The sequence below is a fragment of the Actinocorallia sp. B10E7 genome (assembly GCF_039871655.1).
GTDB lineage: Bacteria > Actinomycetota > Actinomycetes > Streptosporangiales > Streptosporangiaceae > Actinocorallia.
The window spans coordinates 59,495-85,883 of record NZ_JBDPLZ010000011.1; the positions used below are offsets into that span (position 1 = coordinate 59,495).

General features: G+C 69.2%; 22 protein-coding genes and 3 pseudogenes. 17 read left to right on the plus strand and 8 right to left on the minus strand.

The features are described 5' to 3' along the window. Positions 1-15: 15 nt before the first annotated feature. The 6 genes from ABGB12_RS29280 to ABGB12_RS29305 are packed head-to-tail and all read left to right on the plus strand — an operon-like array spanning position 16 to position 6,063. On the plus strand, positions 16-1,278 hold the full coding sequence (locus tag ABGB12_RS29280) for a diaminopimelate decarboxylase (protein WP_347682716.1): 1,263 nt from the start codon (positions 16-18) through the stop codon (positions 1,276-1,278). After that, positions 1,275-2,105 (plus strand): 2,3,4,5-tetrahydropyridine-2,6-dicarboxylate N-succinyltransferase, encoded by an 831-nt coding sequence (locus ABGB12_RS29285; protein WP_347682717.1) that lies wholly within the window; start codon positions 1,275-1,277, stop codon positions 2,103-2,105. The genes ABGB12_RS29280 and ABGB12_RS29285 overlap by 4 nt, the downstream gene beginning before the upstream one ends. 2 nt (positions 2,106-2,107) lie before the next feature. Then, positions 2,108-3,289 (plus strand): aminotransferase class I/II-fold pyridoxal phosphate-dependent enzyme, encoded by a 1,182-nt coding sequence (locus tag ABGB12_RS29290; protein WP_347682718.1) that lies wholly within the window; start codon positions 2,108-2,110, stop codon positions 3,287-3,289. Beyond that, complete coding sequence (locus ABGB12_RS29295) at positions 3,279-4,874, plus strand: AMP-binding protein (RefSeq protein ID WP_347682719.1); 1,596 nt, start codon at positions 3,279-3,281, stop codon at positions 4,872-4,874. The genes ABGB12_RS29290 and ABGB12_RS29295 overlap by 11 nt, the downstream gene beginning before the upstream one ends. After that, positions 4,871-5,116 (plus strand): phosphopantetheine-binding protein, encoded by a 246-nt coding sequence (locus ABGB12_RS29300; RefSeq protein ID WP_347682720.1) that lies wholly within the window; start codon positions 4,871-4,873, stop codon positions 5,114-5,116. The genes ABGB12_RS29295 and ABGB12_RS29300 overlap by 4 nt, the downstream gene beginning before the upstream one ends. Positions 5,117-5,121: 5 nt before the next feature. Continuing rightward, positions 5,122-6,063: an amidohydrolase family protein gene (locus ABGB12_RS29305; RefSeq protein WP_347682721.1), complete on the plus strand. Its 942-nt coding sequence runs from the start codon at positions 5,122-5,124 to the stop codon at positions 6,061-6,063. Between the two features lie 57 nt (positions 6,064-6,120). On the opposite strand, the pseudogene ABGB12_RS29310 reads toward ABGB12_RS29305, so the two are convergent. Continuing rightward, a pseudogene (locus tag ABGB12_RS29310) lies at positions 6,121-7,299 on the minus strand (RNA-guided endonuclease TnpB family protein); the annotation flags it as partial. Positions 7,300-7,403: 104 nt separating this feature from the next. Between ABGB12_RS29310 and ABGB12_RS29315 the strand changes: the two are divergent. The 10 genes from ABGB12_RS29315 to ABGB12_RS29360 are packed head-to-tail and all read left to right on the plus strand — an operon-like array spanning position 7,404 to position 16,414. Continuing rightward, positions 7,404-8,309 carry a chlorinating enzyme gene (locus tag ABGB12_RS29315; protein ID WP_347682722.1) on the plus strand — a complete coding sequence of 302 codons (906 nt, stop codon included), beginning with the start codon at positions 7,404-7,406 and terminating at the stop codon, positions 8,307-8,309. After that, positions 8,309-8,581, plus strand: a complete 273-nt coding sequence (locus ABGB12_RS29320) for a hypothetical protein (RefSeq protein ID WP_347682723.1) — start codon at positions 8,309-8,311, stop codon at positions 8,579-8,581. Before ABGB12_RS29315 ends, ABGB12_RS29320 begins: the two co-directional genes overlap by 1 nt. Further along, positions 8,578-9,498 (plus strand): hypothetical protein, encoded by a 921-nt coding sequence (locus ABGB12_RS29325; protein ID WP_347682724.1) that lies wholly within the window; start codon positions 8,578-8,580, stop codon positions 9,496-9,498. The genes ABGB12_RS29320 and ABGB12_RS29325 overlap by 4 nt, the downstream gene beginning before the upstream one ends. Then, positions 9,495-9,950: a GNAT family N-acetyltransferase gene (locus ABGB12_RS29330; protein ID WP_347682726.1), complete on the plus strand. Its 456-nt coding sequence runs from the start codon at positions 9,495-9,497 to the stop codon at positions 9,948-9,950. The genes ABGB12_RS29325 and ABGB12_RS29330 overlap by 4 nt, the downstream gene beginning before the upstream one ends. A 4-nt stretch (positions 9,951-9,954) precedes the next feature. Continuing rightward, a complete protein-coding gene (locus ABGB12_RS29335) occupies positions 9,955-10,899 on the plus strand; it encodes a hypothetical protein (RefSeq protein ID WP_347682728.1) in 945 nt (314 codons plus the stop codon). A 16-nt stretch (positions 10,900-10,915) separates the two neighbouring features. Continuing rightward, on the plus strand, positions 10,916-11,449 hold the full coding sequence (locus tag ABGB12_RS29340) for a cupin domain-containing protein (protein WP_347682730.1): 534 nt from the start codon (positions 10,916-10,918) through the stop codon (positions 11,447-11,449). After that, positions 11,439-12,704, plus strand: a complete 1,266-nt coding sequence (locus tag ABGB12_RS29345; RefSeq protein WP_347682733.1) for an MFS transporter — start codon at positions 11,439-11,441, stop codon at positions 12,702-12,704. The genes ABGB12_RS29340 and ABGB12_RS29345 overlap by 11 nt, the downstream gene beginning before the upstream one ends. Before the next feature lie 3 nt (positions 12,705-12,707). After that, positions 12,708-13,916 (plus strand): hypothetical protein, encoded by a 1,209-nt coding sequence (locus ABGB12_RS29350; RefSeq protein WP_347682736.1) that lies wholly within the window; start codon positions 12,708-12,710, stop codon positions 13,914-13,916. Beyond that, positions 13,913-15,136: an ATP-grasp domain-containing protein gene (locus tag ABGB12_RS29355; protein ID WP_347682740.1), complete on the plus strand. Its 1,224-nt coding sequence runs from the start codon at positions 13,913-13,915 to the stop codon at positions 15,134-15,136. Before ABGB12_RS29350 ends, ABGB12_RS29355 begins: the two co-directional genes overlap by 4 nt. A gap of 33 nt (positions 15,137-15,169) precedes the next feature. Next, positions 15,170-16,414 (plus strand): cation:proton antiporter, encoded by a 1,245-nt coding sequence (locus ABGB12_RS29360; protein WP_347682744.1) that lies wholly within the window; start codon positions 15,170-15,172, stop codon positions 16,412-16,414. Positions 16,415-17,063: 649 nt separating this feature from the next. On the opposite strand, the gene ABGB12_RS29365 is transcribed toward ABGB12_RS29360, so the two are convergent. The 3 genes and pseudogenes from ABGB12_RS29365 to ABGB12_RS29375 form a co-directional block, all read right to left on the minus strand. Further along, entirely contained in the window at positions 17,064-19,292 is a 2,229-nt protein-coding gene (locus tag ABGB12_RS29365) for a DEAD/DEAH box helicase (protein ID WP_347682747.1), read from the minus strand. After that, positions 19,289-20,119, minus strand: coding sequence for a hypothetical protein (locus ABGB12_RS29370; RefSeq protein ID WP_347682750.1), 831 nt, complete (start codon positions 20,117-20,119; stop codon positions 19,289-19,291). Before ABGB12_RS29370 ends, ABGB12_RS29365 begins: the two co-directional genes overlap by 4 nt. Positions 20,120-20,328: 209 nt before the next feature. Next, positions 20,329-20,541: pseudogene (locus tag ABGB12_RS29375) on the minus strand (transposase family protein); the annotation flags it as partial. A 332-nt stretch (positions 20,542-20,873) separates the two neighbouring features. Between ABGB12_RS29375 and ABGB12_RS29380 the strand changes: the two are divergent. Beyond that, complete coding sequence (locus ABGB12_RS29380; RefSeq protein ID WP_347683022.1) at positions 20,874-22,100, plus strand: IS110 family transposase; 1,227 nt, start codon at positions 20,874-20,876, stop codon at positions 22,098-22,100. A gap of 9 nt (positions 22,101-22,109) precedes the next feature. Here the strand turns inward: ABGB12_RS29380 and ABGB12_RS29385 are convergent. From ABGB12_RS29385 to ABGB12_RS29400, 4 genes and pseudogenes are all read right to left on the minus strand, one after another. Next, a pseudogene (locus ABGB12_RS29385) lies at positions 22,110-22,525 on the minus strand (transposase family protein); the annotation flags it as partial. Positions 22,526-22,787: 262 nt separating this feature from the next. Beyond that, entirely contained in the window at positions 22,788-23,663 is an 876-nt protein-coding gene (gene meaB, locus ABGB12_RS29390) for a methylmalonyl Co-A mutase-associated GTPase MeaB (RefSeq protein ID WP_347682753.1), read from the minus strand. Positions 23,664-23,766: 103 nt separating this feature from the next. Then, entirely contained in the window at positions 23,767-24,909 is a 1,143-nt protein-coding gene (locus ABGB12_RS29395; RefSeq protein WP_347682755.1) for a thiolase family protein, read from the minus strand. Further along, the gene (locus tag ABGB12_RS29400) at positions 24,902-26,365 is read right to left on the minus strand and encodes a class I adenylate-forming enzyme family protein (protein WP_347682757.1); all 1,464 of its coding nucleotides are present in this window, start codon (positions 26,363-26,365) and stop codon (positions 24,902-24,904) included. Before ABGB12_RS29400 ends, ABGB12_RS29395 begins: the two co-directional genes overlap by 8 nt. Positions 26,366-26,389 lie beyond the last annotated feature (24 nt).

Consider the following 26,389-nt stretch of genomic DNA (forward strand, 5'->3'; position numbering starts at 1 on the left):
CGAGAGGAGGTGGACTTGCCGGCGTCTGAGGAGTTCACCACGAGGCTGCTCCCGATCCTGGAGGACCTCGTCGCGGCCTACGGCACCCCGTTCCACATCTACGACGCCCGCGGCATCGTCGCGACGCACCGCGAGATGGCCGGGGCGTTCGAAGGCGAGCCCTTCCAGCAGTACTTCGCGGTCAAAGCCCTGCCCAATCCGAACGTGCTGCGGCTGCTGCTGGAGGAGGGCAGCGGTCTCGACTGCGCCTCGCCGGTCGAGCTGGAGCTGGCCGAAAGGCTCGGCGCGCAGGGCGAGGACATCGTCTTCACCTCCAACAACACCTCGCCGCACGAGTACGCGATGGCGCTCAAGGCGGGCGCTCTGATCACCTTCGACGACCGGGCGTTCTTCGAGCGCACGGACGAGCTGCCGGAGATCGTGGCGTTCCGGGTGTCTCCGCACGGGCTGGCCGCGGGGTCGTCCCTGATGGGCGACGCCACCCGCACCAAGTTCGGCGTGCCTGCCGAGGAGCTGGTGGACGTCTACCGGGAGGCCCGCCGCAGAGGGGCCCGGCGGTTCGGCGTCCACGGGATGATCTGCGCGAACGAGCTGAGCGTGGAGCGCGCGGCGCGCGCCGCCTCCGACGTCATCGAGCTGGGCGCGAGGGTCGCCGAGCAGGCCGGCGTCGAACTGGAGTACGTGAACGTCGGCGGCGGCCTCGGCATCCCCTACCGGCCGGGCGACGTCCCGTTCGACTTCGGGGCCTACGCGAGGGCGATCATCGAGCAGCGGGACCGGAGCTTCCCCGGCGCGCGGCCCCGCGTCCTCATGGAGTGCGGGCGGTACGTGACGGGGCCGCACGGCGTGCTCGTCACCACCGTGATCAACCGGAGCCGCAAGGCCCGTGAGATCGCCGGGGTGGACGCCTCGATGTCGGCGCTGATGCGGCCCGGCTTCTACGGCGCCTACCACCACGCGACCCTGCCGTTCGCGCAAGGACGTCCCGAGGTCGAGATCGACCTGGTGGGGGCGCTCTGCGAGAACATGGACAAGTTCGCGGTCGGCCGGACGCTGCCGGACCCGCGCGTGGGCGACATCGCCCTCATTCACGACACGGGCGCGCACGGTCACGCCATGGGGTTCACCTACAACGGCAGGCTCCGCCCCGCCGAGCTCCTGCTCACCGACGGCGGCGACGTCGTGGAGATCCGCAGGGCCGAGGGCATCGAGGACTACCTGGCGACGGCCCGCTGGCGGCCCGAGCCGGTACTGAGCGGCACCTGGACACGGACATGACCGGCATGGACCACGAGAAGATCATCGAGGACGCGTTCGAACGGCGGGACCGGCTGAGCGGGGCGGATCTGGAGGCCCTCTCCCCCGTCGTGGCGGCGGGTCTGGCGGCCCTGGACCGGGGCGAGCTGCGGGCGGCGCGGCCGGTCGGCGACGAGTGGGTGCCCGACACCCACGTCAAGAAGCTGATCCTCCTGTCGTTCCTCACCTCCGGAAACGAGCTGGCCGACGGCGGCCCCGGCCGTCCGCGGACCTTCGACAAGGTGCCGCTGAAGTTCGAGGACTGGGCGCGCGAGGACTTCGAGGAGGCCCGGTTGCGGGTCGTGCCCGGAGCCGTGGTGCGCTACGGCGCGCACATCGCGCCCGGCGCGGTGCTCATGCCGTCGTTCGTCAACATCGGCGCCTTCGTCGGGGCCGGGACGATGGTCGACACCTGGGCGACGGTCGGCTCGTGCGCCCAGATCGGCGCGCGCTGCCACATCTCCGGCGGCGCGGGCATCGGCGGGGTGCTGGAGCCGCTCGGCGACAGCCCCGTGGTCATCGAGGACGACGTCTTCGTCGGGGCGCGCAGCGAGATCGCCGAGGGCGTCCGGGTCCGGCGCGGCGCGGTGATCGGCATGGGCGTGTTCCTCGGCCGCTCGACCCCGATCGTGGACCGGGCCTCGGGCGAGACGAACTACGGGGAGGTGCCGGAGAACGCCGTCGTCATCCCGGGGACGCGCGCCGACCCCGGCCGGCCGTGGCTGGCGCTGTCGGCCGCGGTGATCGTCAAGTACGCCGACGAGCGCACCCGCGGCAAGACCGCCCTGAACGACCTGGTGCGGGAGTGACCGTGCCCGAACCCGGCGCCTTCGACCGGCTGCACGGCCTGCTGGCCGACGCCGCCCCGCCGCCGGGGCTGGAGCCGATCCACCTGCACCTGGGAGAGTCCCGGCTCGCGGTGCCCCGCGACCTGGACCTCGGCCCGCTCACCGACGTGGACGCCTGGTCGCGCTACCCGCCGCTCGGCGGGACGCCCGCCCTGCGCGCCGCCTACACCGGGTGGCTGGAGCGAAGGTTCGGCGTCGGCCGGTCCCTGGCGGACGGGCGGATCGCGGTGGAGCCCACGGCCGGCACCAAGCACGCCGTCTCCGCCGCCCTCGCCCTGGCCGTCGCGAAGGCGGGGCGGGACGCCGCCGTGGTCATGCCGAACCCGTTCTACCCGACCTACCGGGCGGCCACCGCGGCGGCGGGCGCCCGGAGCGTGTTCTATCCGGCGGACGGCGACCCCGCGGCCGGTGTCGCGGACGCCATCGCCGAAGCGGGCGGACGCGTCGCGGCGGTCATCGTGTGCGATCCCGGCAACCCGCGCGGCGACGTCGCCGGCCCGGAGGCGCTGACGGAGATCGCCAAGCACGCGTCGGCGGCGGACGCCCTCCTGATCGTCGACGAGTGCTACACCGACCTGGCCACCGGCGAGCTCCCCGAGGGATACCTCTCCCTGGTTGAACGGAACGCAGCCGGGACGGGGCGCTTCCTCGTCCTGCACACCCTGTCCAAGCGGTCGGCGATGCCGGGGCTGCGCAGCGGGTTCGCCGCGGGCGACCCCGTGACCACGGCGGAGTTCGCCGCCCACAACCGCGCCTGCGGAGTGTCGACGGCCGTGCCGGTCGCCGCGGTGGCCGCCGCGCTGTGGTCGGACGACGCCCAGGTGCGCCGCGCCCGGGAGGCGCTCGCCCGAGCCTGGGACCTGGCCGACGAGGCGCTCGCCGGGCTGCCCGGCTACCGCAGGGCCGAGGCGGGCTTCTTCCTATGGCTCCCGGTCGGCGCCGACGACGAAGCGGCCGCGCTGCGGCTGTGGCGCGAACAGGCGCTGACCGTCATGCCCGGCCGGTACCTCGCGGCCGACGCCGGCGGGCGCAACCCGGGGGCGGGGCATCTGCGGATCGCCCTGGTCCACCAGGGGCCGCGGCTGCGCACGGCCCTCGCCCGCCTGGCCTCCGGACTCCACGGAAGGAGTGTTCATGTCCGCTGACCTCACCGGCCTCCCCGAGCGGCTGGCCGCCGCCCCCGACCGGACGATCCGCCTGGTGGGACTCGACGGGAGGCTCCACACCAGGACCTTCGCCGAACTGCGTGACGACGTGGCGGCCCTGACCGGGGAGCTGCGGGAACGCGGAGTGGCCGAAGGCGACTTCGTCGGCGTCCTCGGACCGAACTGCTACGACTGGATCGTCGTCGACCTCGCGCTGCTCGGCATGGGCTGCGTCTCGGTGGCCTTGGCCGTCCAGGGACGGCCGGAACCGGAGGAACTGGCGGAGCTGGTCGAGCGCTACCGCCTCACGGCGCTACTCGTCGTCGGCCGGGCCGTCCCGTCTTCGGAAGGGCTGCCGCCCGCCGCGGCGCTGCTGGAAGAACGCCCGCTGCGGTTCACCCCGCGTGAATGGGGCCCCGGCGACCGGCCGGAACTGCCCGCCGACGTGTTCACCGTCGCGTTCTCCTCCGGGACCTCCGGTTCGCGCAAGGGCCTGATGCTCACCCGGTCGGGTGTCATGAACACCATCACCACCTCGCGTGAGGCGTGGGAGGTCACCGGAGACGACGACATCCTCATCGTGATGCCGTTCTCCAACTTCCAGCAGCGGTATCTGATGTACCTGGCGATCGTCTCCGGCTGCTCGGCGACGGTCGTCGCGCCCGAGCGCATGTTCCAGCAGCTGAAGAAGCTCGAACCGACGATCGTGCTGGGCCCGCCGTCGTTCTACGAGATCGTCGCCAACCGTGTCGACGCGGCGGAGGGTAAGGAGAAGCTGCCCTACCAGGTGGCCGCACTGCTGCACGCCGCGCTTCCCGAAGGGCTGACCCGGAGTCTGCGGGCTCGGCTGGGCCACCGCTGGACCGGCATGTACGGGTCGCGGGTCCGGTTGATGTTCACCGGCTCGGCGCCCGTCCCGCCGCACGTCGTCCGGCTTTTCCAGCAGCTGGGCGCCCCGCTGTTCGAGGTCTACGGCAGCACCGAGGTCGGCTGGATCGCGTTCAACCTGCCCGGACGGCACCGCACCGGAACCGCGGGCCGCCCCGTGGCGGGCATCGAGGTGACGCTGGCCGACGACGGAGAGGTCGTCGTCCGAAGCCCTCACCCGCAGGCGGCGGGCTACGTGTTCGACGGCGTGGAGACCCGGCCGTCGGTGTTCCTGCCGGACGGGTCGATCACCGGCGGCGATCTCGGCGTGTTCGAGAAGGGCGGTTTCCTGCGGCTGGCCGGCCGCAAGAAGAACGTGATCATCACCCGGAGCGGGGTCAAGATCAACCCCGAGGAGCTGGAGCTGGAACTGGAGAAGAGCTCCCCCGCCACCCGCGTCCTCGTGGCGTCGCCCGCCGGCGACGGGCTCCTGACCTGCGTGGCGTGGCTGGAGGACGGCGACTCGCCCGAGCTCGCCGCCGGGGTCGAGGCGGCGGTCGCCGAGTTCAACCGGACCCGGGACGCCGCCCACCGGATCGCCGAGGTCGTCCTGCGGCCGAACAAGGAACTGACCGTGGAGAACGGATTGCTCACCAGGAACTTCAAGCTCGACAGGACGGCGGTCATGCGCGAGGTCTTCGCGGAGGTGGCGCGGTGAAGGCGCTGACGGACGAACGGGTCTGCGAGCTCATCGGCAGCGTCCTGCCCAGGGCCTCGGCCAAGGGCGGTATCAAGCCGTCGATGAGCCTGCGCTCGGACCTGGGCGTGGACTCGGTGGGGTTGATGAGCATCGTGTTCGTCCTGGAGGAACAGGCCGGGATCGACGCGTTCGGCTACGTCGACCGGTTCGTCAAGGCCGAGTACGTGTCCGACATCATCGACATCGTGCGGGAGGGCTGAGGCCGGTGACCCGTCCCATCATCGACTTCCACTGCCACATCGCCGACACCATGTGCTTCCCGCCGTCCTTCCGCGACGGCGTCGTGGCCAACATGGAGCTGGCGCTGCGGGCCAAGGGCGTCCCCATCCCGCGCGAGAAGGTCGCCCGGATGCACGACGGCACCCTGAACGACCCGTCCTGCGACGAACTCGTCGCGCAGATGGACGAGGCGGGCATCGACGAGGCGGTCCTGCTCGTGCCCGACTTCACCTACGCGCTGCGCGACGGCTCCCACACGATCGAGGAGATCCTCGAACACCACAAGAAGGTCGTCGACCACTACCCCGGCCGGTTCCGCGTCTTCGCCGGGGTCGACCCCCGGTGGGGCGCGGACGGCCTCGCCCTGTTCGAGCGCTCCATCACCGAGTTCGGGTTCGACGGGCTGAAGCTCTACCCGCCGTGCGGCTACCGCCTCTCCGACGACATCCTGTACCCGTTCTACGAGCTCTGCGCGCAGTACGGGCTGCCGGTGCTCACCCACATCGGGGCGACCTCCCCGGTGCTGGACTTCGAGGCGGCCCTGCCGATCCACATCGACCGGCCGGCCCGCGACTTCCCCACCGTCGACTTCGTCCTCGCCCACGGCAGCGTCCACTACCCGGACGAGTGCGCGATGCTCTGCAACAACCGCCCCAACATCTACATCGACGTGAGCGGTTTCGAGGCCAACGGAGTCCCCGGCCTGAACGCCCTTTTCCGCAAGGGCATCAACCACAAGATCCTCTTCGGCACCGACTGGCCGATCTTCCGTCTCCAGGGCAGGCAGTCCGACTTCCTGACCAGGCTCCTCACCGAGGAGGCCTTCCCCCCGGAGATGACCGAGACCGAGCGGGACCTGTTCTTCCACGGGAACGCCGCCCGGCTGCTCGGCAAGCACAAGGTGAAGAACCCCGAGAAAGGCAGCTGAGAGTTGACCTCCTCCGACGCCCTGAAGGGCGGGGATTCCTTCCCTCACGGGTCGGTGTTCCTGCTTCACCGCCGGTTGCCCGCCGGGCTCGCGCCCTTGAGGTCCTACACCGGCTCCACAGGCGTTTCAGCTCTCCGCCAGCCCGGCGGCGAGAAGGTTCCTGGCTGCGTTGACGTCCCGGTCATGACAGGCCCCGCACCGGGTGCAGGTCCACTTCCGGACGCCCAGCGGCATCTTCGCCGCCCGGTGTCCGCAGGCGGAGCACAGCTGGGAGGAGGGGAACCAGCGGTCCACGACCACGAGGTTCCGCCCGTACCAGTCGGCCTTGTACTCCAGCATCGACCGCAACTCCCGCCAGGCGGCATCCGAGATGGCGCGGGCCAGGGAGTGGTTCTTGACCATGTTGCGGACGGCGAGGTCCTCGATCACGACCGTTTGGTTCTCACGGACGAGCCGAGTGCTCAGCTTGTGCAGGAAATCCCGCCTGCGGTCGGTGATCCGGGCGTGGACGCGAGCGACCTTCCGGCGGGCTTTCTCCCGGTTCCTGCCGCCCTTGGCCTTGCGGGACAACTCCCGCTGGGCCCGGGCCAGCCGGCGGCGGTCCCGCTGCTCATGCCGGGGATTGGCGATCTTCTCCCCGGTGGAGAGCACCACCAGGGACGTGATCCCGGCGTCCACGCCCACCGACTGCTCCACGGGGTCGAGGCGGGCGATGCGGTCCTCGCACAGCAGGGACACGAACCAGCGCCCGGCCGCGTCCCGCGACACCGTCACCGTGGACGGCTGCGCGCCCTCCGGCAGGGGCCGGGACCACACGATGTCCAGCGGGCCGTCCATCTTCGCCAGGGTCAGCCGCCCGTCGCAGAACGTGAAGGCGGAGCGGGTGTACTCGGCGGACGCGCGGGACTTCTTCTTGGACTTGAACGTCGGGTACTTCGCGCGTTTGTCCCAGAAGTTCACGAACCCGGCCTGCAGATGCCGCAGAGCCTGCTGCAACGGAACGCAGGAGACCTCGCCCAAGAAGGCGAGCTCCTCGGTGCGCTTCCACTCGGTCAAAAGCGCGGAGGACTCCACGTAGGAGACCCGACGCCCCTCGTTGCGGTAGGCGCGGGTGCGTTCTTCCAGCGCCCGGTTGTAGACCAGGCGGACGCAGCCGAAGGTGCGCGACAGCTCCGCTGCCTGCGCCTCCGTCGGATAAAAGCGGTACCGGAACGCCCGCTTCACCTGCCGTCCCATGCCCCGCATTTTACCAAGAGAACAGACAAGAACACGCACAGTGAAGGGAGGGAGCGGCGTTTCCTCCCCCGCCTGAAGGCAGGGGTCTTCGCGCCGCGAACTAGATGACGGACACCACGGTCCAGGGTCTGACCGACGAGCAGGTGGCGTTCTTCCGCGAGAACGGCTTCGTCGGCCCGTTCGACCTGTACGACGAGGACGAGGCTCCGCTGCTGTGGAACCAGGCCAAGATCGAGATGGTCCTGTCGCAGAACAAGCCCCACAACTCGACCATCATCAACTACGACCGGCACCTGGACTGCAACACCCTCTCGGAGCACGTCGCCAGGCCGGAGATCGTCAACCGGCTCCGCAGCCTCATCGGCGACGACATCCTGTGCTGGAAGACCAACATCTTCCAGAAGACGCCGGGTGAGAGCGGCACCGGCTGGCACCAGGTCGAGACGTTCGTCGTCGGCGACACCACGACCGCCTCGACCCCGTCGCTGAAGTACACCGAGGAGACCGACTACCTCACCCAGGAACTGACGGTGTGGACGGCGTTCTCCCCGGCCGGCCGCGAGAACGGCTGCCTGCGCTTCATCCCCGGCAGCCACAAGCGCTGGTACTACGACGAGAGCAAGCCGCTGACCCTCGACGTGGAGAGCAAGACCCACGACTTCTTCGGCTACGACTACTCCGAACTCAAGCTCGACCAGGACTGGGACCCCGAGCAGGAGCAGATCGTCGAGATGGAGATGAAGCCCGGCCAGTTCGTGATCTTCCTCGCCAAGTGCATCCACGGCTCGCTGCCCAACGTCAGCGACGAGACCCGCCTGGCCTACGCCTCCCGGTACGTGGCCCCCTCGGTGAAGGTCTACGAGAACGTCGACAGCCTCAGCGAGTTCGGCGACACGATCGACCTCGACTACCACGGCTGCGTGCTGGTCTCCGGCGAGGACCGCTACGGCTACAACCGCATCCACGAGCGCAACCTCAACGGCTACGAGTTCAAGAAGGTGACCCCCTGATGCCCGCCGTGGAGACCCAGACGTCCTTGAAGAAGCTCGTCGACTTCCTGAGCACCCAGCCGGAGACCGCGCACCTGACGGAAGAGCAGGTCACCGCGGACGCCACCCGCGAGGAGCTCGGCATCGGCTCCCTGGCCGTCATCCTGCTGGTCAACAACTACATCCAGGCCAACGCGCCCGGCGTCATGATCGACCCGGCGTGGGTGCCGCGCCTCAACGACGTCGCGGGCATCATGTCGGTCCTCGACGAGATCGACCAGAGCGCGTCGTGACCCCGGCGATCGGATCGTTCGCCTGCGCGTTCGGCGACCTCGAACGCGAACCGAAGGACATCCCCGGCTTCGACGAGCTGTGGCGCGCCCAGTCGCCCGACACGGACTTCGCGTCCATGGGCGCCGGGACGTTCCGGACGATGACCCGGCCGGTCGGCGAGTACGTCGCCGACTGCGTCAAGCGCGTCCTCGACGACGCGGGGGTGCCGGCGTCCGAGGTCGACCGGATCGTGTTCGCGACGTCCGACGCCACCCTCGCCCGGCTCGGCCGGGACTTCGCCGTCGAGGTCATGCTCGGCCTGGGCCTGACCTCGGCCGTCCCGGCCGTCCTGTCCTTCCTGCAGTGCTGCAGCTCCCTCGAGGCGCTGCGGTACGGCCGGCAGGCGTTCGACGACGAGGACGTCCGTCACGTCCTCGTCGTCGCGCTGGACTTCACCCCCGACGACGCCCAGCGGGTGAGGCAGTTCGCGCTGTTCAGCGACGCGGTGGCCGGCTGCCTGATCAGCAGGACGGCCGGCGGCCCGCTGCGGCTGCTGTCGACGGCGGCGGCCGTCGACCCGGAGGGGCTGGCCGGCCACGACTCGTTCGTCTCCCGGCAGCGCGTCGCCCGGACCGCTCTGGCCAAGGCGCTCGCCAAGGGCGGGGCCGGGCTCGACCGGGTGGCGAAGGTCTTCCCCACCAACCTCTACGAGCCGCTGACGGCCTTCAACGCGATGGCCGCCGGGCTGCCGCGCCCACTGCTGCACTTCACCGGGCCGATGCGTGCGTACGCCCACTGCGGCAACTGCGACTGGATCATCAACCTGGCCGACCACGCGGACGGCCAGGGGTTGCGTCCGGGGGAGCTGTACCTGGCGACGGCCTCCGCCCCCGGCTTCTTCGCCTGCGGACTACTGGAAGGAACTCCCGCATCATGAAGATCATCGTCGACGACCTCTCCGGTCCCGAGATCGCCGCGTTCCTCGAGGAGCACGTGCAGGACATGCGCGCGATCACCCCGCTGGAGAGCAAGCACGCCCTCGACCTCGACGGGCTGCGCCGCAAGGAGATCACCTTCTGGTCGGTCTACGACGGCGACGAGCTGGTCGGCTGCGGCGCCATCAAGAGGCACGACGCCGAGCTCGGCGAGATCAAGTCGATGCGCACCTCGCCGACCCGCCGCCGCGGCGGCGTCGCCGCCCACCTGCTCGGCCACATGATCTCCGAGGCGCGGGAGACGGGCCTCAAGCGCCTCAGCCTGGAGACCGGCTCGACCGAGCACTTCCTGCCCGCCCGCAAGCTGTACGAGCGCTTCGGCTTCACCTACACCGGCCCGTTCGCCGACTACACCGACGACCCGCACAGCTCCTACATGACCAAGGTGCTGTGAGTCGGTGGCCGCCCCCGTCTACTCCTACGACAAGGACCTCTACAGCAGGGCCTACCTCAACTGCTACCAGCGCCAGTCCCTGGTCAGGCTCGGCGAGGCGGTGCCGGACGTGACGCTGCTGTTCGCCGGGGCGCTGGTCGGCACCGACGAGATCCACCGGCAGATCGTCCGGGAGGGCAGGCCGAGGTACGACTTCGAGAGCCCCGTCCTGGACGCCGAGGCCCTCGCCCTGCTCGGGGTCACCGCGCGGCAGACCCCGGCCGCCGACTACGCCGAGGCCCGGCCGCTCCTGCTGGAGGCCGTCCGCGAGAGCGGCTTCGCGCTGCCGGTCATCGACGTGTTCTACCTGCCGCACTGCGTCGAGTACCGCAAGCAGCACGTCACCCACACGATCATGCTGACCGGCCTGGAGGACGGCCACTGGTCGTTCGTCGACGACAACCCAGCGAGTGTCCTGTGCGAGTACCGCTTCCCCGAGCGGGTCGTGGCGGACGCGTTCGACAACGGCGAACTCCGCCAGGTCAGGACGTTCACCACGGCCGGATACGACCCCGCCGAGGCCGCCGCCGGAATCGCCGCCATGTTCGCCGCGCGTCTGGAGGCCTACACCGACACCTACGCGGTGCTGAAAGGCGCAGCGGACCTGCTCGGCTCCCCGTGGATCGCGCCGGGCCGGGCGATCACCCTGCTGGGCGACGTCTTCACCGTGTACCTCGGCTCCCGGACCTGCCTGCGCGAGTACGTCCGCCGGCAGCTCCCCGACCCGGAGACCGACGCCCTGCTGGGGACGGCCGTCGAACGTGCGGCCGGGCTGCGCAGCAGGCTCCTCATCGGCGCGGTCACGGGCCTCGTCGACGTGTCGGCGCTCGCGGCGGAGGCACTGACCCTGAAGGAAACCGAAGAACGACTCCTGGACCGGCTGCGCGCCGAGGTCCTGCAACGACTCTGAGACAAGGAGCGCGCTTTTGCCCATCCAGCCCCGCCTCGTCGTGACCGGCGGCGCCGCGGAGGTCCTCATGGACGCCTCCGCCGAGCCCGTCACCGTCGGAGCCTCCCCCGGCGTGGAGTTCTTCCTGCTGTGGGGCACCCCGGACGGCACCCCCTCGGTCGGCGCGAAGCCCGCGGAGCCCGTCACGCTCCCGTTCTTCGCCGGGCCGGGCGGCACCCGGCTGCTGCTGGCGCGGTACGCGCCCGCCTCGTCGGTGCCGGAGCCCGCCGGGGATCCGGACGCGCTGCGGGCCGAGGCCGACGCGCTGCTGCCGGGCCTGCTCGACCCTTTCGAGCCGGGCGACGACTCCGGCATGCACTCCACCGACACCCTCGACTACGGCATCTGCCTGGAGGGCGAGCTGTGGCTGGAACTGGACGACGGGACCGAGGTCCGCCTCACCCCCGGCACCTGCGTGGTGCAGCAGGGCACCCGGCACGCCTGGCACAACCGCTCGGACGCGCCCGCGCTCATGTGCTTCGTCGGAATCGGCGCCGTCCGTGAAGGGTGAGCGCCACTCGGCCCGCGCCTACCTGGACGTCCTGCGCGAACGGGACTTCCGGTTGTTGTGGACGGGCTCGGTCGTCAGCCTGATCGGCGACGGCAGCACCTGGATCGCCCTGTCGTGGATCGCCGTCACGACGGGCGGCGTCGGCAGCCTGACGCTGCTGGGCGTCTGCTACTTCGCGCCGATCCTCGTCGGCGGGCCGATGGCCGGATGGATCGTCGACCGGTTCTCGCGCCGCTGGATCCTCGTCGCCGACTGCGTCCTGCGCGGGCTGGTGATGCTGAGCGTCCCGCTGTACGCGCTCTTCTCCGACGTGCCGCTGCCGTACCTGTACGCGGTCGCCGCCGTGTACGGCCTGCTCAAGATCATCCCGATCGGGGTGGTGCCCGCCGTCATCCCCGAGCTGGTGCCCAAGAGCGGGCTGAGCGCCGCGATCGCCCTGGAGATCACGGCCGCGTCCGCGGCGAACCTGATCGGGCCCGCGGTCGGCGGCGCGCTGATCCCGCTGATCGGCGCGCACGGCGTCCTGACCGTCGACGCGCTCTCCTACTTCGTGTTCGCCGGAGCCGTGCTCGCCATGAAGGCACCGCTCGACAAACCGCCCCACCGGGCCGGGGAGAACACCGCCGACCGCGGCTCGTGGCGGCCCGTCCTGGCGTTCCTGCGCCGCGACAGGGTCATGCTGGTCATCACGATCGCGTTCTCGACCCTGAACGTCGGGCTGGGCATGCTCATCGTGATGCAGCCGTGGCTCGCCCACGAACGGCTGCCCGGCGGGGCCGTCATGCTCGGCGTGCTGGTCAGCGTGCTGGCCGGGGCCGAGCTGGTCGGCTCGCTCGTCGGGGGCGCGGTCCGCCCCGCCCGCCGCCCCATGCTCCGCATGGGCCTGCTCCAGCTCGTCTGCGGGGCGGGGTTGCTGCTCCTGCTGCCCGTTGACCCCGTCCTGATCCTCACCGGGCAGGTGGTGTGCGGGCTGGCCACGTCGGTGCTGGTCGTCTTCTCGCAGACCGTGCGCTACGAGCGCACCCCCGAGGAGCTGCGCGGCCGCACCATGACCCTGATGCGCACGCTGATGCTCGGCGCGGTGCCGCTCGGCTCGATGTTGTGCGGCCCCCTGCTGGACTCCGGCTCCTACACCGCGACGGTGCTGGTGATGGCGGCCCTGGTCGGGCTGCCCGGCGTGCTCTCCCTCCTCGTCCGCGACCACACGGCCGAGGGGTCCCCCCTACCCGTCCCCGCCCTGGGAAAGGCCGACTGACCCATGCGCATCCTCGTCATGCACCGGATTCCCGACTCCTTCGCCCGCTACGCGCAGAACATCGACCACGAACGCCACGAGGTGACCTACGTCAGCGCCGCCGACCGGGTCGCGACCCTGCCGCAGGGCGTCCGGGCCCGGTTCGTGGAGCGGCCCGGCACCGGGGACACCGCCCGGGAGGTGCTGGAGGCCGTCGCCGGGCTGCCCGTCCCCGACCTGGTCATCGCGATGTCGGAATACGACCTGCTGCCCGCCGCGCGGGTGCGGGAGGCGCTGGGCACGCCCGGCCCGCGGGAGGCCGACGTCCTGCCCGTCCGCGACAAGGTCGTCATGAAGGCGGCGGTCGAGGCGGCCGGGCTGCGCGCCCCCCGCTACCTGCCGCTGGGCGCGGCCCTCGCCGGAGGGGAGAGCGCGGTGCCCTGGAAGGGCAGGACCGTGCTCAAACCGCTGTCGGGAGCCTCCAGTGAAGGGGTCAGCGAGCACCCGACCGTCGCGGCGGCGCTGAAAGCGGGCCGGTCCGTGGACGCCGCTGACCACGAGATCGAGGAGTTCGTCGAAGGCCCCGTCATCCACCTGGACGGGCTCATGGCGGACGGCGACCTCCACTCCGTCCTGGCGTCCCGCTACCTCGGCACCTGCCTGAGCTACGCGCGGGAGGGCACACCACTCGGATCGGTGCAGATCGACACGCCGCCGGACCTGGCGGACTGGGCCCGGGACTGCCTGCGCGCCGTCGGCGTCCTCGACGGGCCGTTCCACCTGGAGGCGATCCTCAGCGGCGAGGGTCCGGTGTTCCTCGAGGTCGGGGCCCGCCCCGGCGGAGCCGACATCGTGGACGCGTTCGAGCTGGCGACGGGCGTGCACCTGCAGTCGGCGCAGGTGCTCCAGCTCGTGGGAGAGACCGCGGGCCTGCCGCCCGCCCGCACCCCCGGGCCCGACGGGATGTACGGGTTCTTCGTGATCCCCGGCCACACCCTCGGCTCGCGGTACTGCCGGATCAGCGGCGAGGAACGCTTCCGCGACGACCCGCTCGTCCACCGCTGGGTACAGCGCGCCCCCGACGAACCCGTCAAGGACACCATCACCTACGCCGACTTCGACATCCCCGTCGCGGGCGTCATCGGCCCGGCGTCCTCGGAAGTCCTCGAAGGCTTCCTCACCGAACTGTTCGCCACGATCCGGGTCGAACCCGCCCACAGGGAGCTGCCGTGACCACTCCGCTGCTGCTGCTCATCACCACCGGCCTGCGCGACTACCGCGAATACCTGCTGCGCTCCATCGCCACGCGCTACCGCGTCCACCTCGTCACCGCCATCGAACCCACGTGGGAGAAGGCCTACCTGGACGGCGCGACCGTCGTCCCGCACACCGGAGCCGAACACGTCGTGCCCGCCGCCCGCGCGCTCGCCTCCGCCGAGCCCGTCGCGGGCGTGCTGAGCTGGCACGAGGAGCACATCGTGCAGTCCGCGCTCGCCGCCGAGGAACTCGGCCTGCCCGGCACCCGCGCCGACGCCGTCCGCCGCTGCCGCGACAAGTCCGCGACCCGCGCGGCCCTCGCCGCCCGCGGCCTCCCCCAGCCCGGCTTCGCCCTGGTCGGCGACCTGGCGGAGGCCAAGGAGGCCGCCGCCCGCATCGGCTACCCCGTGGTCATCAAACCGCGCGCCGCCGGCGGCAGCCAGGGCGTCGTCCTGGTCGCCGACGAGGACGAGCTCGCCGACCAGTTCACCGCCACCCGCGACGTGCCCGTCTCCGACCAGCCCGTCTTCGACCAGGGCGTCCTGGTGGAGGAGTACCTGGAGGGACCGGAGATCAGCGTCGACGCCGTCGTCCGGGGCGGCAGGGTCACTCCCGTGTTCGTAGCCCGCAAGGACATCGGCTTCCCGCCCTACTTCGAGGAGACCGGCCACGTCCTGGACGCCGCCGACCCGCTCCTGACCGATCCCGGGCTGCTGCGCGTGCTGTCGTCCGTCCACGAGGCCCTCGGCTGCGCCGACGGCTGGACCCACACCGAGCTCAAGCTCACCGCCGACGGACCCAAGCTCATCGAGGTCAACGGCCGTCTCGGCGGCGACCTCATCCCCTATCTGGGCCTGCTCGCCACCGGGGTCGACCCCGGTCTGGCCGCCGCCGACGTCGCCTGCGGCACGGCGCCCGACCTCACCCCGTCCGTCTCCCGGACCGCCGGGATCCGCTTCTGCTACCCCCCTCGCAACGACACCCGCGTCGCCTCGCTGTCCTTCCCCGAGGCCCTGCCGCCGGGCGTCGACCTGGCGGTCCCGCTCGTCGCCCCCGGCGACGTCGTCTCCCCGCCCCGCAAGGGCCTCATCGACGGCCGCGTCGCCCTGATCACAGCGACCGCGGCATCCCCCGCGGACTGCCGAGCCCTCCTCGACCGGGTGGAACGGACCCTGACCCTGACCGCCGCGCCCTGACGACCCCGCCCCCCGAACGACGGGACCGCCACCGTGACCTCTGACCAGCTCGTCATCCTGCTGTTCGACCTCGCCCTGGTGTTCGCCGCCGCCTGCCTCATCGGCTCCCTCGCCCGCCGCGTGGGCCAGCCGCCCGTCATCGGCGAGATCATCGCCGGCATCCTCATGGGCCCGACCCTCCTGGACGGCGCCGTCGGAGACCTCCTCTTCCCTCCGGAGGCCCGCCCCTACCTGACGGCGCTGGCCGACGTGGGCGTGGCGCTGTTCATGTTCACCGTCGGCTTCGAGCTCGACCACCGGCTCTTGAGGGGTATGCGCCGCGCCGTCACCACCGTCTCGATCGGCTCGGTGCTCCCCGCGTTCGGGCTGGGCGTGCTCCTGGCCTGGTACCTGCTGCCCGACGGGTCCGCCGCGTCGCTGCTGTTCCTGGGCGTCGCGATGTCGGTGACCGCCCTGCCCGTGCTGGCCCGCATCCTGCACGACCGCGGCATGACCCGCACCCCCGTCGCCGCTCTCGCCCTCTCCAGCGCCGCCGTCACGGACGCCTTCGCCTGGCTCGCCCTCGCCGCGCTCACCGTGCTCGCCGGACACCACGGCCAGTGGCGGCTCCTGCTGCTCCCCGTTCTCCTCGCCCTGCTGTCGGCGCTGCGCCCCGCGGCCCGCCGCCTGATGGCCCACGCGGAGCGGACCGGCGGCTCGACGCAGCGCGTCCTGGCCCTCGTGGTCCCCGGCCTGCTCCTGTCCGCGGCCTGCACCGAATGGATGGGCCTCCACTTCATCCTCGGGGCCTTCCTCTTCGGCCTCCTCCTGCCCAAGGACGACCTCCCCCAGATCCGCACCGAGGTCGAGGACGCCGTCCACAAGATGGGCACATCTCTGCTGCTGCCGCTCTTCTTCGTCACGGCCGGCCTGAAGGTGGACCTCTCCCGGATCGGCTGGGATGGTCTCGGCCACTTCGCCCTGATCATGCTGGTAGCCATGGGCGGCAAATCCGGCGGCGTCTTCCTGGCCGCCCGCCTCTCCGGGCTGCACCGCCCCGAGTCGGCCACCCTCGCCGTCCTCTTGAACTCCCGCGGCCTCACCGAACTCGTCATGCTCTCGGCAGGCCTCTCCCTTGGCCTCCTCGACCAGGACCTCTACTCCCTGATGGTCCTCATGGCCGTCCTCACCACCGCGTTGACCGGCCCCCTCCTCCGCCTGGTCGTCCCGCGCGCCCCGGCCGCCGCCGAGCCCTCCCCGGTCCCCGCCGGCACCGGCCCTCCTCCCCCGCCCTCCTGAGCGGCTTCGTCAGGCCGTCCGGGTGGAGGCGCGGAGGAGGGTGTGGGCCAGGGAGAGGATCTGGGCGTGGGCCCGGGCCTCTCGGCGGGCCGGGGTGTCGGCGCGATGATGGGCGTCGATCCTCCCCTGGCCTTCCCCAGCCTTGACCGCGACGCCGGGCGGTTGGCCTCACTCGCATACCGTCTACTCGGCTCGGCCGCCGACGGAGGATGCCGTGCAGGACGTGTTCCTGCGTCGGCAAGCCGCCGACCGCGACCGGATCGAGACGCCGGAGGCGTGACTGACCAAGATCGCGATGATCTTCCTCGACGCTGTCTCCTTGGGACGGGCCGAACGGCTGGTCGCACTGCCCACCGAGGACGTGACCGCGGTCTCGGACAGCGCCGGACGCGCCGAGAAGCTGTTGTTCCCCACCCTTCAGCGGATGGCCGCCGCCCTGCGGGACACGCTCAAGCCGAGCGGAGCCGAACAGCGGTTGGTCGGTGGCTCCCCCCTCGCTGCACGTCGGCGTGGTCAACAGCTCCCCCGCCGTAATCGACGGCCGGGTGGAAGAATCGCGGAAGATCGAGGCTAGCGCAACGAAAACCGAAAACTAATTCACCTTCCGCCCCAGATGGGTCTGGTCACAGTTCATGGAGGTCAATTCAAATTAGACAAGACTTCCCTTCACTGGCTCCATTAGGCCGTTAGCGACCGCCCGAATGAGTACCTCGGGAGCTCCTCCGTCATCCTCGTTCACGTAAACGCGAACCTCTCTCTGCGCACGACTGAGCGCGAGATAGAGAAGGGATAGAAGACGGGTCCTTTCATTGGCCGTCGGAGCAGCGACGTTCAGATCTGGAATACCGGCCACGAGCACCGAGTCGAACTGCAGTCCCGCCAGATACTCTGCAGGTCCGACGACGAGCCCACGGCGCCGATAGCCAAGGCCTTCGATATCAGACCGTCCGGAAATCGTGGACACATGGAACTTACCGGACTGACCGATGTGAGAAGCCAGCTCGCTGAACCTCCGCCACTGACGGGTATCGACCACTGCGAGAGCCAATCGCCCAGATGAGTACAGCTCCTGAACTGCTCGAAAGATGTCGATATCCTCAGCAGGGCGGGAGGCAGCCGAAATCAAACGCGGCACAGGACCATCGTCCTGCGCCGATTCCACAGTGGTGAAGTCGATATCCCAGTGGCGCCCCAGGTCGAGGGTTGGAAACTCATGATGAACGTGCTTGATCAGGTCAAGGATCTGTGGCGTGAACCTATGCACTGTCGTGAGTTCGAAGTTGGCTATATCACCGAGTTCCCTGTCCGTTGTGGCCGAGCTCGATGACCGGGTACCGTCAGCCGCCAGGCCGATAAATGCCTCAGACGGCGACTGACGGGGATCAAAAGCCATGAAAATTCTCGGGTAAGTTGAGACATCTCGGGTGAGGTAATGGAGCACCTGGCGCTCCAACGGACTAAAGAGATGGAACTCGTCCACGAACACCAGATCATATCCTTGCACCCTTCGTGCGCGGTTCCATTCATGCTTCTCAAGATCTTTTAGGAAGTCCGCAAGCACCTGATCTGATGTGACGAGAAAACGAGCATCAAGACTTGCCATGTACCTCGAGTAGAGCAGGAACACCACCTGCATATCCTCCCGAGTACTGAGAGGAAGCATCCATGATGCACGAGGCAGCTGGAAATAGCGCAGCTCCGACCCGACTCCGGGGAAGATGGATGAAGCGCCGATGACGGAGCCGAATTCGATCAACAGATCCCATGCAAGCGCAAGTCGATCATCATTATCTTCCGAATCAAATCTCAACCGCAGAGTCTCACTTACGCGCCCTCGATAGGTAATCCAGTCTCTGGAAATGAAATCATCCAGAAGTTCTGTTATCTCATCCAATTGGGCTCGCTTGCCACTGTAACTGTCTTCGCCAATCAGACTGAAACCAGAATCGCCGTGAACATATCGCGGGGATGTCGTCTGTGCGATTTCCAGGAGCGGGAACACGTCTATCTCGTTCAGTAGACCGAGCCCCATCGAATCAATGGAGTCCGCGATCTGCGCAGCGAGCGCCCAACTGTGCGTTACGACAAGAACACGTATGCCATCCCCCGTTTCACGGAGGCGAAGCACCTCCCGGATGGCTTTCAATGTCAACGCGAGAGTCTTACCTGACCCCGCAGGTCCTCGGAGACGTATGGACTTGTCCGTCGATGCCATGATAAACGCACGTTGATCGTTGCTCACAGCCTCCAGCCACTGTTCATAGGACCACCCCTTGGTGGTCGACTGGTCGAGCGCCGGGAGGTACATCTCGACATCGGATGGTTCGGACCGTCGAGCTTGAGCGAAGTATTCCCTTGCAGAGGAGATCACCCGATCCCACCCGTCGTCCAAACTGGGAATCGGCAGCCGGTTGGATGCTTCGAACTCTTCAAGCGTTGCTCTCCGGTCAGATGTGGTAGTGGTCCAAAACACGATGTCCACACCCTCGCCAGGCAGGATCTCAGCGATCCAACGACTTGCCTGCGTATCATTTTTCGGTACCACAAAGAAAGAAATATAATTGTTGTGCTTGTATTGGTGCCAACCTCTCGGCAAGGAAATCGAACCAGGAGTTCGCGCCCTCTCAGCAAAGCTCGCCATCCGACTCAAAACATCCCTCCTGAGATCCGAGAGATGCTCCGGAGCATAACGCTCCTTGATGTTTTGTTCGCGCATCAGGATGATACGCTGAGCATTTTCTGAATCTTCGGCAGCGATCAAGAAGTCAATTTCTGATGTGCTCATCTCGAAGAGGACAGAGGAAGCCGATATAGCTTCAGGAGAGAGCCCGGTGGCGAGCTCTCTGAGTGCACGCACGGTCAGCACCAATGGCTTCATTTGAAATCATCTCCCAACAGCTCCGAGTACAGGTCACGCAAGTCTTCATATTCTCGAGGAAGGCCGATCGACATGAACACCATCGCAAACCTCTGGACAAGTGCGTGCGTGAATCGATCCCGTATGCGAGAAATCCGGCGGTACTTAGCCTCTATCCGCCTCTGCCCTATCGATATCTCGGGCTCCCAAACCTGCTCGAGGTGCCGGAGGTAGGCGAAATAACCCGAATCGAGCTTCCGTGCAATAGAAGCCAGAAAGAGCGCATCGCCTGGTGGCCGCACGTATGCATCTTGCAACGGAGACATCACGCTCTTCAAAGCGTTCTCTCGCTTTGGATGTCCCTTTCCCAGAAGCTGCGCCTCCACGAGCGAGTCAATACTCTCCTTGAGATTGGATACCGGGGCGTCGATCATACGAATAGCTTCGAAATCAGCTCTCGCCTGCTGGGCCGTCGGCCCTTCCAATCCCAGTCTCATGATGATGGTCGCAGGAGGCTCCTCACTCGCCCACTCCCGAAGCCGTTGGTCGCTGATACCGGGTGCTCCGGCCCTCGACAAGGTCGCGCGTATAGCGACCAGGCGTTTCTTGACAAGTCGCTCACGAATCTTGGGGACTTGCATTTCTGTCAAGTATTCGTCGGCCGTGAGCAAGGGGACACAGGTGACGCGCCCCTGATGTTTGGCATGGGCGAAGTCGCAGTCAGCCGTAATGATCAAGAGATGTCGCTGCCACATTGACGTGGCTGCGTCAACGGCCTCCAGCACATCGCCCTGCCGGAGAGGGTCAGTCACACCCACCTCTTGGTATTCAGTGAATGCCTCGGCCACTACGCATCCTCTCCGAACACCCAAACCACTATATATCGATTCCCACCGTATCCGAGAGAAGGTGTTCCAAGAGAGTTTTTAGTGAAAGTTCAAGAGGGGACTGACGTGACTGGTGTGGCAATGCGCACAGGACAACACCAGAATGCCAAATATTCCGATATGTCCGCCTTATCGCCCGTGCGGTCGGGCCGCTCATCATGGAGCCTCTTTCATCCCCGGGCGGCTTGAGCGGTTCGGTGGTTCTGCAGAACGGCGATCGCTTTGACCAGGTGGTCGGCCTTGCCGGGGCTGCACCGCAGCTTCTGCAAGACGCGCCATGACTTGAGCTGCGCGTTCGCGCGCTCGCCAGGCCCGCGCAGCTTGGCGTGCGAGCGGTTGGCCTGCTTCTGTTCCTGACCTTGTACGGGGTGATGACGACCGCGGCCTCGGCTCCCTGATAGGCCTAATGAGCAGATAGGGCCCGGTCTGGTGGCTGCGAGAGAGACCTGATGAGTAGGCGGCGCTGGTAGCGCTACGACAAGAGCGGTCGTTTCGTTCAGCCCCGGGCCGGGCTGCTGGTATTGGTGGCCTGAGCCGCCTGCAGGGGTTCATCTCTTGTTTGAGCCGGGGCCGTTGAGTCCTTGACGAGTGAGAGGGCCCTGCGGGTGCCTGAGGTCACGAAACCGCTGGTGGGATGGTGGACCTGGAGTCCTGTCATGAGGGCGCGGAGTGACCTTCAGCCGGTCGGAGCGACGAGTGGGCGGAAGGGATGCCTATGACCGTGTTCTGCGGGATCGACTGGTCGGAGGAGCATCATGACGTAGCGGTCATCGATGCCGAGGGCAAGCTGCTGGCACGACGGCGTATCAGCGATGACGCCGCCGGGTTCGGGGAGCTGCTGGAGCTGCTGGCGCAGACCGGGGACGGCCCGGGCGGCGTGGTGCCGGTGGCGATCGAGACCTCGCGGGGGTTGCTGACGGCCTGCCTGCGGGCCACGGACCGACCGGTGTATGTGATCAATCCGATGGCGGTAGCCCGGTATCGGGACCGGCACGCGGTCTCGCGCAAGAAGTCCGACCACGCCGATGCGATGGTGCTGGCCAACATCCTGCGGACCGATGCGGCGATGCACCGGCCGCTGCCGGACGACTCAGACCTGGTCCAGGCGATCGCGGTCCTGGCCCACACCCAGCAGGACGCGGTCTGGGACCGCACCCAGGCCCACAACCGGCTGCGGTCGCTGCTACGCGAGTACTACCCGGGCTTCCTGGCGGCGTTCCGTCAGGCCCGCGGCGGCATCATGCGGCCCGAGGCGCGTGTGATCCTGGCGGCCGCACCGACCCCGGCAGCCGCGGCGGAGCTGACCGTCGACCAGCTCGCTGGACTGCTGCGCCAGGCCGGTCGGCAACGTGGTCTGGCCGCCGAGGCCGCCCGCCTCCACGAGGTCTTCACCGCCCAGTACCTGCGCCAGCCTTCGTTGGTCGAACAAGCCATGGGCCGGCAGGCACTGGCGCTGCTACGGGCGCTGGACGCGGCCTGCCTCAACGCCGACGAACTCGCCGTGGCCGCCGAACAGGCTTTTGACCAGCACCCGGACGCCGAGATCATCACCAGCCTGCCCGGTTTGGGCTGGCTCACCGGTGCCCGGGTTCTGGCCGAGCTCGGAGATGACCGCTCACGGTTCGCCGATGCCAGAGCTCTCAAGGCCTATGCCGGATCAGCGCCCGTGACCCGCGCCTCGGGAAAGAGCGTGTTCGTCATGCACCGGCGCGTCAAGAACCAGCGCCTGGCTGGCGCCGGCTACCACTGGGCCTTCTCCGCACTGACCGCCTCCCCGGGCGCCCGCGCCCACTACCAGCGACGACGCCAAGCCGGAGACGGCCACGCCGCAGCCCTGCGCAACACCTTCAACCGCCTCCTGGGCTGCCTGCATCACTGCCTGCAAACCCGCCAGCACTACCAGGAGACCATCGCCTTCGCCATCGCTCCCGCACCAGCTTGACACCTTCACCGCATGGGATGTCTTGTCGGCCAGGGTGAGGATCCCGCTCTTTTGCAGCTCGCGCAGGATGCCCCACACACGAGCCGCGGTCAGGTCGTGGGTCTTGCCCGCCATCGCCCCGGACGTCCCCAGGATGCTGCCGTCCGGGCCAGCGATGACCTGCACGTTCATGCCGTGGCATTGGTTTTTGACCGAGAAGTAGGGCCGGTCGGCCGCCACGCGGTCGCCTCCGAGACTCCTAATCCGGCTGCGAGCTGGGCGAACGTCTCTCCTTTGCGCAGGTAGACCAGGACCAGCAGTGCCTGTTGGGTCGGGTTCAAGCGCCGCCACCGCGACCTGATCGCCCTGCGGTGGCGGCGGACGCTGGCGGCCACGTAGTTCAGTGTTGGGCGCGACAAATCGACCGCGGCGCGGTAGAACAACATCCAGAAGCTCCTGGTGGGACAGGCCGATTGTGGTGATCAACCCGTCTACCAGGGGCTTCTCTGCGTCCAGGGGCGAATCCTCAACCCGCGATCATGCCGTGACCAACGGTCCTCATCAAGGATGCAAGAGGCTCAGTGCACCGTCTGCCAGGGCGGCAGATGAATCGTCGCTTTGACCTCGGTGGTTCGAGCCACACGGTGGTTGGACCAGCGTTCTCCTTGGCTGACGAACGCTGAGAGCAGGGTCAGGGCCGCGGCTTCGTCAGGCCGTCCGGGTGGAGGCGCGGAGGAGGAGCTCGGCTGCGGTGTAGGCGTCGTGGCCGCCCCCGGCCACGGCGGCGGCCAGGCGGGGCAGCTCCGGGTGGGTGTGCAGGAGGGTGTGGGCCAGGGAGAGGATCTGGGCGTGGGCCCGGGCCTCTCGGCGGGCCGGGGTGTCGGCGCGGTGGTGGGCTTCGATCGCGTCGACCAGTTCGGTCAGGCCCTCGCCCTTGGAAGCGGTCAGTGAGAGGACGGGGGCGTCCGTTTCCATGTGGAGGTCGCGGACGGTTTGCTGGGCGCCTTCCCGGTCGGCCTTGTTGACGACCAGGAGGTCGGCCACCTCCAGGAGGCCGGCCTTGGCGGCTTGGACGGCGTCGCCCGCACCGGGGGTGAGGACGACGACGACCGGGTCGGCCACGGCGGCGATCTCGATCTCCGACTGGCCCACGCCGACCGTCTCCACCAGGACGAGGTCGTAGGAGAGGGCCGCCAGCACGCGGACCGCGGCGGGGACGGCGGCGGCCAGGCCGCCCAGGTGGCCCCGGGTGGCCAGGGAGCGGATGAGCACCCCGGGGTCCGTGGTGTGGGCGGCCATCCGGATGCGGTCGCCGAGCAGCGCTCCGCCACTGTACGGGGAGGACGGGTCGACGGCCAGGACGGCCACGCGCAGGCCGCGTTCGCGGTAGGCGCCGACGAGCGCGGCGACGGTCGTCGACTTGCCCGCGCCGGGCGGACCCGTCAGGCCGACGACGCGGATCGTGCCCGAGTCCAGGGCGGCGAGCACCTTCTCCCGCTCCTCGCCCTCGACCAGGCTCAGCAGCCTTCCGGCGGCGCGCGGTGAACCGCTCCGCGCGGCGTCGATCAGATCCGGGATGTTCACCGCGCGCCGTTCCCCGGGAGTGCGGCGGCGGACCGGGGGCGGGAGGGCGGGACCGGGCGCCGGGGTCGTGGGCTCCCGGTCCCGCCGAGGGGGGACGGGCGGGTCACGGGGCGTGGACCTCGATGACCGCGGCCGAGCCCATGCCGCCGCCCGCGCACATCGCGGCGACGCCGACGCCGCCGCCGCGGCGGCGCAGCTCGTGGACGAGGGTGGTGAGCATGCGGGCGCCGGTGGCGGCGACCGGGTGGCCGAGCGAACAGCCGCTGCCGTTGACGTTCACCTTCTCCGGGTCGATGCCGAGCATCCCGACGGTGGCGACGCACATCGCGGCGAACGCCTCGTTGATCTCGAACAGGTCGACGTCGGACAGCGACAGGCCGGCGCGGGACAGGGCCTTGGGGATCGCCTTCACGGGGGCCAGGCCGGTCTCGGCGGGGTCGACGCCGACGGACGCCCAGGAGCGGACGGTGGCCAGCGCGGGCAGGCCGAGGCGGTCGCTCGCCACGACCAGGGCCGACGCGGCGTCGTTGGCGCCGGCGGCGTTGCCCGCGGTGATGCTGAAGCCCTCGATCTCCGGGTGCAGCGGCTTGAGCGAGGCGAGCTTCTCCAGGCTGGTCTCGCGGCGCGGGTGCTCGTCTACAGAGAACAGCCCGTGCGGGGTCTCGATCGGGACGATCTCCTCCTTGAACCGGCCCTCGTCGATGGCGCGGACGGCGTTGCGGTGCGAGCGCAGCGCCCAGGCGTCCATCTCCTCGCGGGTCACGCCGGCCCGGACCGCGGCGTTCCAGCCCACCGTGATCGACATGTCGAGGTTGGGGGCGTCGGGGCGGTTCGGGTGCGTGGGCGGGTTCCACGGGTCGATCCAGTCCTCGCCCGACCGGAACCGGAGCTTGGGCGAGGTGGAGGAGGAGTTCACTCCCCCGGCGATGACGAGCTCGTCCATCCCGGCACGGATGCTCGCCGCCGCGCTCTGCACGGCGGTCAGACTCGCCGCGCAGTGCCGGTTCTGCGCCTGCCCCGCCACCGAGGTGAGACCCGCGGTGATCGCGGCGTGGCGGGCCACGACGCCGCCGCCGTACAGGCCCTCGCCCAGGATCACGTCGTCGATCAGCGCCGGGTCGAGCCCGGACGCGGCGGCCGTGAGCACATGATGGGCCAGGTCGTAGGCGGTGGTGTCGCGCAGCGTCCCCTTGAACGCGGTGCCGACGGGGGTGCGGAGCGCGGAAACGATGACCGCTTCAGGCATGGGTCTTCTCCATCTCGGCCAGCAGGGTGCGGCGCAGCAGCTTCCCTGTGTCGGTCTTGGGCAGGTCGTCGCGGAACACGACGGTGTCGGGCGTCTTGGAGGAGCGCAGCCGGTCCTTGACCCACCGCTTGAGCTCCTCTTCTCCGACGGGTTCGGCGGAGTCGGCAGTACCGGCGGCGCCGACAGCGCCGACGACGAAGGCGACGATGCGCTGTCCCCACTCGGTGTCGGGCACCCCGACCACCACGGCCTCGCCGACGCCCGGGTGGGCCAGGAGCACGTCCTCGATCTCGGCGGGGGCGATGTTCTCGCCGCCCCGGATGATGGTGTCGTCGGCGCGCCCCTCGATGAAGACGTAGCCGTCGGCGTCGAGCCGGCCGCGGTCGCGGGTGGAGAACCAGCCCTCTCCGTCCAGGACGCTCCGGCCGCTGTACTCGCCGGAGATCTGCTCGCCCCGCACGTACACCAGGCCGGTCTCGCCCGCGCCGAGCACCTCGCCGTCCTCTGAGCGGATCTGGAACTCCACGCCCGGGACCGGGCGGCCCACCGAGCCCAGGCGGTCCCGCACGGCGGGGTCGTCCGACGTCAGGGCCTTGCGGTGGTCTCCGGGGCCGAGGACCGCGATGGAGGAGGCGGTCTCGGTCAGGCCGTAGGCGTTGACGAACCCGGTGTTCGGGAAGACCTTCAGCGCCCGCTCCAGGACGGGCAGCGGCGTCCGTGAGCCGCCGTACGCGAGGCTGGCCAGCGTCGGCGTCCCGGCGTCGTCGCCTTCCACCTCGTTGACGATGCGCGCCAGCATCGTCGGCACCACCAGCGCGTGCGTGACGTGTTCCCGCCGGACGGTCTCCAGCCAGTTCCGGGGGTCGAACGCCGCCTGGTAGACGACCCGGCGCCCGGTGTAGATGTTCGTCAGGAGATTCGCCAGGCCCGCGATGTGGTACGGCGGGACGGCCACCAGGGCGGCGGCGTCCTCGTCAGCCGACCCGAACTCCAGGGTGTTCATCACGTAGGCGAGCAGGTGCTTGTGGCGCAGCACGGCGGCCTTCGGCTCGGACGTCGTGCCGCTGGTGTAGAGGAGGACCGCCACGGCGTCCGGGTCCGCGGGCGTCTCGGCCCCCGAGGGGGCGTCCGCGGGTTCGAGCAGCCCGTCGAGGTCTTCCTGGTGCAGGACCAGGGCGCCGGGGTGGCGGGCCTGCAGGCCGTTCAGCTGGTGGTCGCCGAGCCGGTAGTTCAACGGCACGAACGGCACGCCCGCGATCGCCGCCCCGAAGAGCGCGACGGGGTAGGCCAGGTGGTTGGTGCCCAGGTAGAGAACGGCCGGGTGATCCCGGAACCGGTCGGCGGCGGAGCGCGCGAGGCTCAGAAGCTCGGAGGCGGTCACCGTGCGGCCGTCGGCCGTCACCGCCGGCCGGTCGCCGGCCGATGCCGCCATTTCAAGGATCAGGGTGATATTCATGAGAATGCTATTCTCTCAAATCAA

Coding starts and splice junctions, on each gene's coding strand:
- ABGB12_RS29285 (WP_347682717.1), top strand. CDS start 1,275: ATGACCGGCATGGACCACGAGAAGATCATCGAGGACGCGTTCGAACGG.
- ABGB12_RS29295 (WP_347682719.1), top strand. CDS start 3,279: ATGTCCGCTGACCTCACCGGCCTCCCCGAGCGGCTGGCCGCCGCCCCC.
- ABGB12_RS29315 (WP_347682722.1), top strand. CDS start 7,404: ATGACGGACACCACGGTCCAGGGTCTGACCGACGAGCAGGTGGCGTTC.
- ABGB12_RS29320 (WP_347682723.1), top strand. CDS start 8,309: ATGCCCGCCGTGGAGACCCAGACGTCCTTGAAGAAGCTCGTCGACTTC.
- ABGB12_RS29330 (WP_347682726.1), top strand. CDS start 9,495: ATGAAGATCATCGTCGACGACCTCTCCGGTCCCGAGATCGCCGCGTTC.
- ABGB12_RS29350 (WP_347682736.1), top strand. CDS start 12,708: ATGCGCATCCTCGTCATGCACCGGATTCCCGACTCCTTCGCCCGCTAC.
- ABGB12_RS29365 (WP_347682747.1), bottom strand. CDS start 19,292: ATGAAGCCATTGGTGCTGACCGTGCGTGCACTCAGAGAGCTCGCCACC.
- ABGB12_RS29380 (WP_347683022.1), top strand. CDS start 20,874: ATGACCGTGTTCTGCGGGATCGACTGGTCGGAGGAGCATCATGACGTA.
- ABGB12_RS29395 (WP_347682755.1), bottom strand. CDS start 24,909: ATGCCTGAAGCGGTCATCGTTTCCGCGCTCCGCACCCCCGTCGGCACC.
- ABGB12_RS29400 (WP_347682757.1), bottom strand. CDS start 26,365: ATGAATATCACCCTGATCCTTGAAATGGCGGCATCGGCCGGCGACCGG.